The organism is Actinosynnema sp. NPDC050436, assembly GCF_040655415.1.
GTDB lineage: Bacteria > Actinomycetota > Actinomycetes > Mycobacteriales > Pseudonocardiaceae > Actinosynnema.
Window position 1 is genome coordinate 360,746 of sequence record NZ_JBFAJV010000005.1, and the last position, 12,198, is coordinate 372,943.

General features: G+C 72.3%; 10 protein-coding genes. 8 read left to right on the top strand and 2 right to left on the bottom strand.

The genetic code is table 11. The features are described from left to right. Nucleotides 1-15: 15 nt before the first annotated feature. Entirely contained in the window at nucleotides 16-414 is a 399-nt protein-coding gene (locus AB0I60_RS16520) for a DoxX family protein (RefSeq protein ID WP_360730500.1), read from the top strand. A gap of 32 nt (nucleotides 415-446) precedes the next feature. After that, on the top strand, nucleotides 447-2,411 hold the full coding sequence (locus tag AB0I60_RS16525; protein ID WP_360730502.1) for a TIGR03960 family B12-binding radical SAM protein: 1,965 nt from the start codon (nucleotides 447-449) through the stop codon (nucleotides 2,409-2,411). A gap of 57 nt (nucleotides 2,412-2,468) precedes the next feature. Here the strand turns inward: AB0I60_RS16525 and AB0I60_RS16530 are convergent, their stop codons facing one another. Further along, on the bottom strand, nucleotides 2,469-4,031 hold the full coding sequence (locus AB0I60_RS16530; RefSeq protein WP_360730505.1) for a S8 family serine peptidase: 1,563 nt from the start codon (nucleotides 4,029-4,031) through the stop codon (nucleotides 2,469-2,471). Between the two features lie 221 nt (nucleotides 4,032-4,252). On the opposite strand from AB0I60_RS16530, the gene AB0I60_RS16535 reads away from it, so the two are divergent. The 6 genes from AB0I60_RS16535 to proB all read left to right on the top strand — a co-directional run bounded on the left by AB0I60_RS16535 (nucleotide 4,253) and on the right by proB (nucleotide 11,601). Continuing rightward, on the top strand, nucleotides 4,253-5,023 hold the full coding sequence (locus tag AB0I60_RS16535; RefSeq protein ID WP_360730657.1) for a TIGR03936 family radical SAM-associated protein: 771 nt from the start codon (nucleotides 4,253-4,255) through the stop codon (nucleotides 5,021-5,023). Between the two features lie 186 nt (nucleotides 5,024-5,209). Continuing rightward, nucleotides 5,210-8,089 carry a translation initiation factor IF-2 N-terminal domain-containing protein gene (locus tag AB0I60_RS16540; protein ID WP_360730508.1) on the top strand — a complete coding sequence of 960 codons (2,880 nt, stop codon included), beginning with the start codon at nucleotides 5,210-5,212 and terminating at the stop codon, nucleotides 8,087-8,089. Nucleotides 8,090-8,322: 233 nt separating this feature from the next. Further along, nucleotides 8,323-8,637, top strand: a complete 315-nt coding sequence (gene rplU / locus AB0I60_RS16545; protein WP_015098859.1) for a 50S ribosomal protein L21 — start codon at nucleotides 8,323-8,325, stop codon at nucleotides 8,635-8,637. A gap of 14 nt (nucleotides 8,638-8,651) precedes the next feature. Beyond that, nucleotides 8,652-8,915, top strand: a complete 264-nt coding sequence (rpmA, locus tag AB0I60_RS16550; protein WP_073889563.1) for a 50S ribosomal protein L27 — start codon at nucleotides 8,652-8,654, stop codon at nucleotides 8,913-8,915. 104 nt (nucleotides 8,916-9,019) lie between these two features. Then, nucleotides 9,020-10,474 (top strand): GTPase ObgE, encoded by a 1,455-nt coding sequence (obgE, locus tag AB0I60_RS16555; protein ID WP_360730512.1) that lies wholly within the window; start codon nucleotides 9,020-9,022, stop codon nucleotides 10,472-10,474. A gap of 11 nt (nucleotides 10,475-10,485) precedes the next feature. Then, a complete protein-coding gene (gene proB / locus AB0I60_RS16560; RefSeq protein ID WP_360730660.1) occupies nucleotides 10,486-11,601 on the top strand; it encodes a glutamate 5-kinase in 1,116 nt (371 codons plus the stop codon). Between the two features lie 98 nt (nucleotides 11,602-11,699). On the opposite strand, the gene AB0I60_RS16565 is transcribed toward proB, so the two are convergent. After that, nucleotides 11,700-12,116, bottom strand: coding sequence for a pyridoxamine 5'-phosphate oxidase family protein (locus AB0I60_RS16565; protein WP_360730515.1), 417 nt, complete (start codon nucleotides 12,114-12,116; stop codon nucleotides 11,700-11,702). Between the last annotated feature and the right edge of the window lie 82 nt (nucleotides 12,117-12,198).

The window sequence follows — 12,198 nt, forward strand, 5'->3', positions numbered from 1 at the left end:
CCCCTGGAGGTCGTCGTGGACGTGATCGCACTCATCGGCCGCATCCTGTTCTTCGGCTCGGCGGTCGGGCACCTCACCCAGGCCGACGCCATGGCGGGTTACGCCGCCTCGAAGGGCGTCCCGTCGCCCAGGCCGGCCACCCAGGCCAGCGGCGTGCTGATGGCCGTCGGCGGGCTCATGGTGCTGCTCGGAGTGTGGGCCGACCTCGGCGCGCTGCTGCTCGTGCTGTTCCTGCTGCCCACCGCGTTCCTCATGCACAACTTCTGGACCCAGACCGACCCGCAGGCCCGGCAGTCGGAGATGATCCAGTTCAACAAGGACGTCGCCCTGGCCGGCGCGGCGCTGATGTTCTTCGGCGTCTACGCGGGGGCGGGCGAAGGTCTCGGCCTCACCCTCACCGGACCGCTGTTCTGACCGGTCCAAGGGGTGCCGTTACCCTGGACTGCGTGAGTGTCGAGTCGGTTTTCCCCGCGTTGGAACCCCTGCTGCCGCAGGTGTCGAAGCCGGTGCAGTACGTCGGCGGGGAGCTCAACGCGACCGTCAAGGACTGGGACTCCACGACCGTGCGGTGGTCCTTGATGTACCCGGACGCCTACGAGGTCGGGCTGCCCAACCAGGGCGTCATGATCCTCTACGAGGTGCTCAACGAGCAGCCGGACGTGCTCGCCGAGCGGACCTACGCGGTGTGGCCGGACCTCGAACGGCTGATGCGCGAGCACGGCGTGCCCCAGTTCACCGTGGACGCCCACCGGCCGGTGAAGGCGTTCGACCTGCTCGGCGTCAGCTTCGCCACCGAACTCGGCTACACCAACCTGCTCACCGCCCTGGACCTGGCCGGCATCCCGCTGCACGCCGCCGACCGCACCGACGACGACCCGATCGTGGTCGCCGGCGGGCACGCGGCGTTCAACCCGGAGCCGATCTCGCGGTTCGTCGACGCGGCCGTGCTCGGCGACGGCGAGGAAGCCGTCCTGGAGATCACCGACCTGGTGCGGGCGTGGAAGGCCGAGGGCCGGCCCGGCGGCCGGGACGAGATCCTGACCCGCCTGGCCGAGACCGGCGGCATCTACGTGCCCCGGTTCTACGACGTCGAGTACCTGCCCGACGGCCGCATCCAGCGGGTCGTGCCCAACCGCGAGCGCGTGCCGTACCGGGTGTTCAAGCGGACCACCATGGACCTCGACGCGTGGCCGTACCCGAAGCAGCCGCTGGTGCCGCTCGCCGAGTCCGTGCACGAGCGGATGAGCGTCGAGATCTTCCGGGGCTGCACCCGGGGCTGCCGCTTCTGCCAGGCCGGGATGATCACCCGGCCGGTGCGCGAGCGCTCCATCGAGGGCATCGGCGCGATGGTCCAGCGCGGCCTGGAGGCGACCGGTTTCGAGGAGGTCGGCCTGCTGTCGCTGTCCAGCGCCGACCACTCGGAGATCGCCGAGGTGACCAAGGGCCTCGCGGACCGCTACGAGGGCACCAACACCAGCCTGTCGCTGCCCAGCACGCGGGTGGACGCGTTCAACATCGACCTGGCCAACGAGCTGTCCCGCAACGGCCGCCGCTCGGGCCTCACGTTCGCGCCCGAGGGCGGCAGCGAGCGGATCCGCCGCGTGATCAACAAGATGGTGTCCGAAGAGGACCTGATCCGCACGGTGAGCGCGGCCTTCGGCGCGGGCTGGCGGCAGGTGAAGCTGTACTTCATGTGCGGGCTGCCGACCGAGACCGACGACGACGTGCTCCAGATCGCGGAGATGGCCAAGAACGTCATCCGGGCCGGTCGGGAGGTCAGCGGGCGCAAGGACATCCGCTGCACGATCTCCATCGGCGGGTTCGTGCCCAAGCCGCACACGCCGTTCCAGTGGGCCGCGCAGTGCGACCCGGTGACGGTGGACGGCCGCCTGAGGAAGCTCCGCGAGGCGGTGAACTCGGACCGGGCGCTGGGCCGCAACATCGGGATGCGCTACCACGACGGGCAGCCGTCGCTGATCGAGGGCCTGCTCTCCCGGGGCGACCGCCGGATCGGTCACGTGATCGAGCGCGTGTGGCGCGAGGGCGGCCGTTTCGACGGCTGGTCCGAGCACTTCTCCTACGACCGCTGGGTCGAGGCGGCGGCGCGCGAGCTCCCGCCGCTGGGCGTGGACCTGGCCTGGTTCACCACCCGCGAGCGCGAGGAGCTCGAAGTCCTGCCCTGGGACCACCTGGACTCGGGCCTGGACAAGGAGTGGCTGTGGGCGGACTGGCAGGACGCCCTGGACGAGCGCGAGCAGGACGACTGCCGCTGGACGCCCTGCTTCGACTGCGGCGTGTGCCCCGCGATGGGCACCGACATCGAGGTGGGCCCCACCGGCCGGACCCTGCTCCCGATCTCCCCGGTCGGCAAGGGCAGCCCCGTCCGCAACCCGGCGCTCACCCAGTCCTGACCGGGCGGCGCTCTTCACCCGATCGAGTGGCTCGATCGGGTGAAGTTTGTCGAGTGGTCAGCGGGAAGCCGAAGTGACGGCGGGTGACGTCGGCGGCTGGGTGCCGCCACGTCCGCCGTCCTCGGTCTGCGCGCCCTCCACGGCGGCTGCGGCGTCCACCAGGCCGTGGCCGTAGAAGCCGTTGTACTCCGAGTACCCGGTGCAGTACGCGTCCTGCGCGCCCGTCCCGTTGAGGTCGTAGTCGGCGGGGCAGGGCAGCGTCTCCGCCTGCGTGTTCAACAACCTGGTCAGCTCGGTGGGCGACGCGCTCGGGTGCGTCGACGCGAGCAGCGCCGCCACCCCCGTGACGTGCGGCGCGGCCATCGACGTGCCGCACGAGTAGTCGTAGCCCGCCGGCACGGTCGACAGCACGCAACCCTGGCCGGTCTCCGCCGGCGGCTGCTTGCGGTCGCCACCCGGTGCGGTCAGGTCGACCGCGCCCAGCCCGTACGACGAGTACCCCGCCTTCAGCTTCGCCGCACCCACCGACGACACGCCCACCACCTTGGGCAGTTGCGCGGGCAGGACCAGGCACGAGTTGTCCACCGGGCGCGGTTTCACGTCCTCGGGGGCCGCGTTGGTGGGGCTCTGCGCGTCCGAACCGGGCCTGGTCACGTCGGCAGCCCCGTTGCCCGTCGCTGCCACCGTCAGCACGCCGTGCCCGGTCGCGTAGTCCACCGCGCGCCGCACGGCCTCGTAGACCACCGACTGGCCCGTCTTGTTCTGGCAGGTGAACACCCACGGGTCGATGAAGTAGCTGTTATTGGTCACGGTCATGCCGTGAGCTGCCGCCCACATGAACCCGCACACCGCGTACTCGGGGTAGATGAACCCGGCGTCGTCGACCACCTTCACCGACGCCAGCCGCACGCCCGGCGCGACACCCGTCGTGCCCGCGCCGTCGTCGGCTGCGGCGATCGTGCCCGCGACGTGCGTGCCGTGGGCGGATGTCGTCGGCGACCAGGCGGCCTGCGCAGGGTCTGCCACGCCCGTCGTGCACCCCGCCGACAGCGCCGGGTCCAGCGCCCTGACCAGGTCCGGGTGCGTCGGGTCGATGCCCGAGTCGAGCACGCCGACCACCACGTCCGGGCTGCCCTTGCTGATCGCGCGGGCCTCGGCGGCCCGGATGAGGTCCATGTCCCACTGCTCGGCGGTGCGGTCCGCCGGGCCCGACGACGACCGGCCGCTCAGCGCCTCGTCGTCGAACTTCCGGCGGGCCGGCGCCCCGGTCTTCTTGGACATGCCGTCCGCCTGCGCGCTGTACGCGCGGTCCACGCCGATCCGCCGGGCGAAACCGGGGTCGCCGGACACCGCGACCGCCACGCCGATCTGCGGGTAGTAGCCCGTGGTCGTGCCGCACGCACCCGCCACCAGGGCGTTGGCCAGCGGCTCGCTGGTGCCGGGGTCGAGCACGACCAGGTAGCGCAGGACCGGTCCGGGCTGGATGCAGTCCGTGGCGGCCGGCAGCTCGTCGGCGGGCACCGTGGCGTGCGCCGAAGCGGGTCCGGCGGCCACGAGCACACCGGACGCGAGCAGCGCTGCGCTGACCGCGACCGCTCGGGCGCGGCGGAGCAGAGGCACGGGGGACCTCCAGTGCTGGGCTGCCGGGTTGACCTCTGGTGCCGGACGGTAGCCAGGAGGGACCGACCAGACAAGCTCAACGGTGCGGAACGCCACCAAGGTACCGTCCTGCTGGAGTAGAAGCGTGGACCGTTGGGATGCTTACCCCGTCGGAACCCCACCCGCACCCCAGGGGAGTAGCACTGAGCCGCCAGCAGCAGCCCAACCCGTCGGCCGCGCCCGTGCAGAAGCTCCGGCTGCGTTACGCCAAACGCGGTCGGTTGCGGTTCACGTCGCACCGTGACATCGCCCGCACCTTCGAGCGCGCGTTGCGGCGCGCGGGCGTGCCGATGGCCTACTCCCAGGGCTTCAGCCCGCACCCGAAGGTGTCGTGGGTGGGTGCCGCGCCGACCGGCGTGGCCAGCGAGGCCGAGTACGTCGAGGTCCAAGTCGTGGAGCGGGTCGACCCGGACGCGCTGCGGACCGCCCTGGACGCGGTGCTGCCACCCGGCCTGGACGTCGTGGAGGTCGTGCAGGCCGTAGGCGGCACGCTGCCCGAGCGGATCGAGGCCAGCGCCTGGCAGGTGGAGCTGGCCGGGATATCACCCGAACGGCTGGCGGAGGCGGTGGCGGCGTTCCTCGCGGCCGAGTCCGTCGAGGTCGAGCGGCTGACCAAGGACGGCAAGAGGGTGATCGACGTCCGCCCGGCCGTGGTGTCCGCCGACGTGCGGTCCGCCACCCCGGGACCCGCCGAGTCGGCGCAGGTCCAGGCGCATTCGAGCGACGCGGGACACGATGCACGGGATTTGTCACAACCGTGTGGGATACTCATGACGGTCGTATGGCAGACAACCCCTACCGTCCGACCCGACGACGTGCTGAGCGCGCTCCGAGTCGTCGCCGACCTGGTTCCGCCGGTGCCCGCAAAGGCGACCCGGATGGCGCAGGGGCGGCTCGACGACGAAGGTGGGCTGGTCGACCCGCTCGCCCTTGACCGGGTGGCGGAGGTCTGACCGGGCCCCTCGCCGGAGCGGCGCTGACGGCGTCGTCGCGGTAGTGAAGAGGACCTGCTGTGCCACCGCGCACAGCGCGAGGCGAAAAACAAAGGATTCCCGCCGCCAGACGCGGCGGTGAGTGGACAAGAGAGGCCCCTGCGCGGCCCGCGTCTCCCAAGACGCGCCCGGGGGCGGAGGAGCTGCATGTCGAACACGAACAAGCCCGCCGGTGCCGGCGGGGGTAACGCCACATCCGCGCACCCAGCGCTGGCGGACCTGCCGGAGAAGCTGCGGGTGCACGCGCTGGCGAAGCTGCTGGGCACCAGCAGCAAGGACGTCGTGGCCGCGCTGGCCGACCTGGGGGAGACCGTCAAGGGCGCCCAGTCCAGCGTTGCCCGCGACCTGGCGCTCAAGGTCGCCGAGAGCCTGCTGAACTGGGACGACATCGTCACCGGTGACGTGGACGAGGCCACCGAGGAGCCCGCGCTGCCCGCCCGGGAGGTGGCCGCGCTCACACCGCTGTTCGCGCCGCCGTCCGCCGTCTTCCTGCCGCCCGCCCCCGTCGCCGCTCCGCCGGCCGTCGTGGTGGTCGAGGAGGAGGCCCAGGAGGACGACGCCGCCGACGACGCGTCTGCCGACGACTCCGGTGACGAGGCCGACGGCCGCCGTCGCCGCCGCCGTGGCCGCCGTGGCCGTGGCCGGGGCAAGGGCGTCGGCGAGGAGGGCGGCGACGAGGAGTCCGGCGAGGAGCCCGCCGCCGCCGAAGCCGAGGAGGCCGAGGCCGCCGAGACCCCGGCCGACGACGACTCCGAAGGTGGCGGCAGCCGTCGCCGCCGGCGTCGCCGCCGCCGCAAGGTCGGCGCGGACGACGAGGCCGCCCCGAACGAGGACGACCCGCCCAACACGGTCGTGCACGTCCGCGAGACGCGGGACGCGCGCGACGACAAGGCCGACTCCGAGGCCGCGCAGAACGAGGTGCGCAGCGTGCGCGGCTCGACCCGGCTGGAGGCCAAGCGCCAGCGCCGCCGGGACGGTCGGGAAGCCGGCCGCCGCCGCGCCCCGGTGCTGTCCGAGGCCGAGTTCCTGGCCCGCCGCGAAGCCGTCGAGCGCACCATGGTGGTCCGCGAGCGCGGCGACCGCACGCAGATCGGCGTGCTGGAGGACGGCGTGCTCGTGGAGCATTTCGTCACGTCGTCGGGCTCCGGCTCGCTGGTCGGCAACGTCTACCTGGGCCGCGTGCAGAACGTGCTGCCGTCCATGGAGGCGGCGTTCATCGACATCGGCCGGGGCCGCAACGCGGTGCTCTACGCCGGCGAGGTCGACTGGGACGCGGCCGGCCTGGAGGGCAAGGCGCGCAGGATCGAGCAGGCCCTGTCCACCGGCGACAGCGTCCTGGTGCAGGTCACCAAGGACCCGGTCGGCCACAAGGGCGCCCGCCTGACCACCCAGATCAGCCTGCCCGGCCGGTTCCTGGTGTACGTGCCGGGCGGCGGCGCGACGGGCATCAGCCGCAAGCTGCCCGACAACGAGCGCAAGCGCCTCAAGGACATCCTGAAGAGGGTCGTCCCCGAAGACGCCGGCGTCATCATCCGCACCGCGTCCGAGGGCATCGCCGAGGAGGAGCTGGCGCGCGACGTCACCCGCCTCCAGGCGACGTGGCAGGTCATCAAGGACAAGGACACGCCCCGCGCCCAGGCGCCGCAGCTGCTCTACGAAGAGCCCGACCTGCTGGTCAAGGTCGTCCGCGACCTGTTCACCGAGGACTTCTCCGCGCTGATCGTCCAGGGCTCGGACGCCTGGGACACCATCGACGCCTACGTGCGGCACGTCGCGCCCGACCTCCAGGAGCGGGTGCGCCGGCACGTCGGCAACAACGACGTGTTCGTCGAGCACCGCATCGACGAGCAGCTGCTCAAGGCGCTGGACCGCAAGGTGTGGCTGCCGTCGGGCGGCTACCTGGTCGTGGACCGCACCGAGGCCATGACGGTCATCGACGTCAACACCGGCAAGTTCACCGGTTCGGGTGGAAACCTGGAAGAGACGGTGACCCGGAACAACCTGGAGGCGGCCGAGGAGATCGTCCGCCAGCTCCGGTTGCGCGACGTCGGCGGCATCATCGTCATCGACTTCATCGACATGGTCCTGGAGTCGAACCGCGACCTGGTGCTGCGCCGGCTGACCGAGTGCCTGGGCCGGGACCGCACGCGCCACCAGGTGGCCGAGGTGACGTCGCTGGGCCTGGTGCAGATGACCCGCAAGCGGGTCGGCACGGGCCTGCTGGAGGCGTTCTCCGCGACCTGCGAGCACTGCCGGGGGCGCGGCGTGATCGTGTCCACCGAACCGGTGCACTCGCACGGTCCGTCCAACGGCCAGGGCCAGCAGCAGCAACAGCAGGGCCGCAAGTCGCGGCGCGGCAAGGGCGGGGAGACGCCGGAGCCGGTCGCCGAAGCGGTCCCGGAGCCCGTGCGGGAGCCCGAGGTCGTCGCCGAGCCGTCCACTCCGGACGCGCCCGCAGGCGAGGCCGTCGAGCCCAAGCGGGAACGCCGGCAGCGCCGTCGTGCCCGTCGTGAGGCCGGTGCGGCGAGCCGCCAGGAAGCCGCGCAGGCCGAGGCCGGTGACCCCGGTTCCGCCGAGCACGTCGACGCGGCCGAGCCGGCGGTGTCGGAGCCCGCAGCGGTCGAACCCGCTGCGGAGCCCGTCGTCGCGGAATCCGCTGCGGTCGAGCCTGCTGCGGTCGAGCCCGTGGTCGCCGAGCCCGTGGTCGCCGAGCCTGCTGCCGAGGAGCCCGTCGTCGCCGAGTCGGCCACCGCCGAGCCCGTCGCTGTCGCGCCCGCTGCCGCCGAGCCGGTGGCCGTCGAGCCCGAGACCGCGCCGGTCGTCGCCGAGCCGGTCGCGGCCGAGCCCGTCCGCGAGGACGAGCCGGCACCCGTCCAGCCGCCGACCCAGGTCGGCACGGCCGAGGCGAACGCCGCCGACCAGTCGCTCAACGGCCACGGCGAGCCCGTGGTGGCCACCCGCCGCCGCACCCGCCGTGCCGCCTCCCGCCCGGCCGGCCCGCCCCTGGGCGCGGTCAAGGAGGGCTGAGCGGCTCGCCGCCAGTATCGGTATGGCCCCGGGAGACCGGGGTCATACCGGCGGTGACCAGGCCGATCACGTCACACCGACCCCGGTTTGACCCTGTGGTCCACCGCCACGTAACCTGATGCACGGTCCGCCGTCCGGTGGGCCCAGTCGTGCGAAGCCCAAGCCGCTCCGAACTTCAAGTGGCACTGTGGCGCGCGGCCCTGTCCGTCGAGTAGCAGGAGACTTCCGTCCCGATGTACGCGATCGTCAAGACCGGCGGCAAGCAGTACAAGGTGGCTGTCGGCGACATCGTCGAGGTCGAGAAGCTCGAAGGCGAACCGGGCACCGAAATCAACTTCCCGGCGCCGCTTCTCGTCGTGGACGGCTCCGACGTCACCGCCGACGCCGACGCCTTGGGGAAGATCTCGGTGACCGGCAAGGTCGTCGAGCAGACCAAGGGTCCCAAGATCCGCATCCACAAGTTCAAGAACAAGACTGGTTACCACAAGCGCCAGGGTCACCGCCAGAAGCTGACCCGCGTCGAGGTCACCGGCATCACCGGTAAGTGAGGATCTGACTAGCCATGGCACACAAGAAGGGTGCATCCAGCTCCCGCAACGGCCGTGACTCGAACCCCCAGTACCTCGGGGTCAAGCGGTTCGGCGGTCAGGTCGTCAAGGCCGGCGAGATCCTGATCCGCCAGCGCGGCACCAAGTTCCACCCCGGTGTGAACGTGGGTCGCGGCAAGGACGACACGCTGTTCGCGCTCGCGCCCGGCGCGGTCGAGTTCGGCACCAAGCGCGGCCGCAAGACCGTGAACATCGTTCCGGTCGAGGCCGCTGCCTGATCGAGTTTCCTCTGAGCGCCGTGTGTCCGCGGGAATGCGCGGACCACGGCGCTCAGTTGTCTGTGTAGAGAACATCCACACCTAGCACTTGGAAGTGGTTTCCCGTGTCCCGTTTTGTCGACCGGGTGGTGATCCACGTCGCCGCCGGTGACGGGGGCAACGGGGTCGCCTCCGTGCACCGCGAGAAGTTCAAGCCGCTGGGCGGCCCCGACGGCGGCAACGGGGGCAAGGGCGGCGACGTCGTCCTGGTCGTGGACTCCCAGGTGCACACCCTGCTGGACTTCCACTTCCGCCCGCACGCTGACGCCGGCAACGGCAAGGGCGGCCAGGGCGGCAACCGGGACGGCGCGAACGGCGCGGACCTGGAGCTGCGCGTCCCGGACGGCACCGTCGTGCTCACCCCCGAGGGCGAGGTGGTCGCCGACCTCACCGGTGAGGGCACCCGGCTCATCGCGGCCCAGGGCGGTCGCGGCGGCCTCGGCAACGCGTCGCTGGCGTCCAAGGCCCGCAAGGCACCTGGGTTCGCCCTGCTCGGCGAGCCGGGTGAGCAGCACGACCTGGTGCTGGAGCTGAAGTCCGTCGCCGACGTGGGCCTGCTCGGCTTCCCGTCGGCGGGCAAGTCGTCGCTGATCTCGGTGCTGTCGGCGGCCAAGCCGAAGATCGCCGACTACCCGTTCACCACGCTGGTGCCCAACCTCGGCGTGATCACCGGCGGCGAGACGATCTTCACCATGGCCGACGTGCCCGGCCTGATCCCCGGCGCGTCCGAGGGCAAGGGCCTCGGCCTGGACTTCCTGCGCCACATCGAGCGCTGCGCGGTGCTCGTGCACGTGGTGGACTGCGCCACCTACGAGGCCGACCGCGACCCGCTGTCCGACATCGACGCGCTGGAAGCCGAACTCGCCCGGTACACCCCGTCGCTGGCCGACGACCTGGCCGAACGGCCGCGCGTGGTGGTGCTGAACAAGATCGACGTGCCGGAAGCGCGTGACCTCGCGGAGATGGTCCGCCCGGACATCGAGGCCCGGGGCCTGCCGGTGTTCGAGGTGTCCACGGCCAGCCGGGAGGGCCTGCGCGAGCTGACCTTCGCCCTGGCCCGCGTTGTCGAGGAGTACCGGGCGTCGCGCCCCAAGCAGGAGTCGACCCGGGTCGTGCTGCGACCGACCGCCGTGGACGACGCCGGCTTCACCGTCGTTGACGACCCGCAGGAGCCCGGCGGCTTCATCGTGCGCGGCGAGCGCCCCGAGCGCTGGATCCGCCAGACGGACTTCAACAACGACGAGGCCGTCGGCTACCTGGCCGACCGCCTGGCCCGGCTGGGCGTGGAAGACGTGCTGGTCAAGCGGGGCGCACAGCCCGGCTGTCAGGTGACCATCGGCGACCTGGTGTTCGACTGGGAGCCGACCACGCCGGCGGGCATCGCCATGACCATGACCGGTCGCGGCACCGACGCCCGGCTGGAGGCCAACAACCGCGTCGGCGCGTCGGAGCGCCTCGCGGCGAAGAAGGCGCGGCGGCTGCCCGGCGTCTACGACGAGGACTTCGAAGAGGACGAGTGATCGGATCGGAGCTGTCCCCGGCCCGCCAGGCCGTCTCGGCGGCGGGCCGGGTCGTGGTCAAGGTCGGCTCGTCGTCGCTCACCACCGCCGAGGGCGGGCTGGACCGCTCCCGGCTGGACGCCCTGGTGGACGCGGTGGCGGCCCGGTGCGCGACCGGCAGCCAGGTGGTGCTGGTGTCGTCCGGCGCGATCGCGGCGGGCCTGGCCCCGCTGGGCGTGACCCGCAGGCCCCGTGACCTGGCCACCCAGCAGGCGGCGGCCAGCGTCGGTCAGCTCACCCTGGCCCATGCCTACGCGAACTCGTTCGGCCGCTACTCGCTGACCGTAGGCCAGGTCCTGCTGACCGCCGACGACGTGGTCCGCCGCGCGCACTACCGCAACGCGCAGCGCACGTTCTCCCGCTTGCTGGCCTTCGGCGCGGTCCCGGTCGTGAACGAAAACGACACGGTCGCCACCGAAGAGATCCGCTTCGGCGACAACGACCGCCTGGCCGCCCTGGTGGCGCACCTGGTCGGCGCCGACGCCCTGTTCCTGCTGTCGGACGTCGACGCCCTGTACGACGGCGACCCCCGCCTGTCCGGTGCCCAGCGCGTCACCGAGGTCGCCGGCGCGGCCGACGTCGACGGGGTGCGAGCCGGCGCGGTGGGCGCGTCCGGTCTGGGGACCGGCGGAATGGCGTCCAAGCTGGCCGCTGCGCGCCTGGCGGCGTCGGCGGGGATACCGGTGCTGCTGGCGGGCGCGGCGGACGCCGTGCGGGCACTCGGCCCGGCGGACGTCGGGACCGCCTTCGCGGTGACCGGCCCCCGCCTGACGGCCCGGCGCTTCTGGCTCGGCCACGCGGCGGACGCGACCGGCACGCTCACCCTGGACGACGGCGCGGTCGCCGCCGTCGTCGGCCGCCGACGTTCGTTGCTGGCAGCCGGCATCACGTCGGTGGAGGGCACGTTCGACGCGGGCGACGTGGTCGACCTGGTCGACCTGACCGGGCACGTCGTGGCACGCGGCGTGGTCGCCTTCGACGCCGGCGAACTCCCGGCCCTGATCGGCCGCTCAAGCCACGACCTCCCCGCCGAACAACGCCGAGAAGTGGTCCACGCCGACGACCTGGTCCCCCTACCGACCGCCTGACCGTTCACGGCCCGCCTCGACAGCCCGCGCGCCCGATCCCACCGCTGGCCACCCGACCACCGCTTGTGGTGCAGCACGGTCGGCCGCCGGACGGGCCGTCAGCTGTAGTCGCCGGAGTACCACCGCTCAGGCCGCATGTGCACGGTCGCCACCGGCGCGTTCTCCACCTGCCGCAGGTAGTCCGCAGCCAAGTCGGCGTCGTAGTAGCGCTGGGCCATCGACAGGAGATTCTCGTGCGGGGTCTCCGAATCGATGGCCACCACCGGCCCGGACACGCTCACGTACCGGTACGGCGGCGTTTCCACCTGCACCGCCAGGCTGAACTCCCGAGCCGCGTCCAGCAGCCGGTACTTCAGCGACTCCGGCCCCATCTGCACCGTCACGTCCCCACCCGGCTCGTAGCTGTACCAGACCGGCACGGTCAACGGCGGCCCCGAAGGACGCGCGATGGCGATGACCCCGACGTGGACCTCGGCCAGGAACTCCTCACGCTGTGCCGCGCTCATCACAGACATGCCCCACCCCTTCACCTGCCGCACCATCACCCGATGGCCGCCCCACCGAGTCAACCGGCCGACAGGGAACCGGGCCATGCGC

Excerpts from the sequence above, each read along its gene's own strand:
- rplU (WP_015098859.1), top strand. The coding sequence starts at position 8,323 with ATGTACGCGATCGTCAAGACCGGCGGCAAGCAGTACAAGGTGGCTGTC.
- rpmA (WP_073889563.1), top strand. The coding sequence starts at position 8,652 with ATGGCACACAAGAAGGGTGCATCCAGCTCCCGCAACGGCCGTGACTCG.
- AB0I60_RS16540 (WP_360730508.1), top strand. The coding sequence starts at position 5,210 with ATGTCGAACACGAACAAGCCCGCCGGTGCCGGCGGGGGTAACGCCACA.
- AB0I60_RS16565 (WP_360730515.1), bottom strand. The coding sequence starts at position 12,116 with ATGTCTGTGATGAGCGCGGCACAGCGTGAGGAGTTCCTGGCCGAGGTC.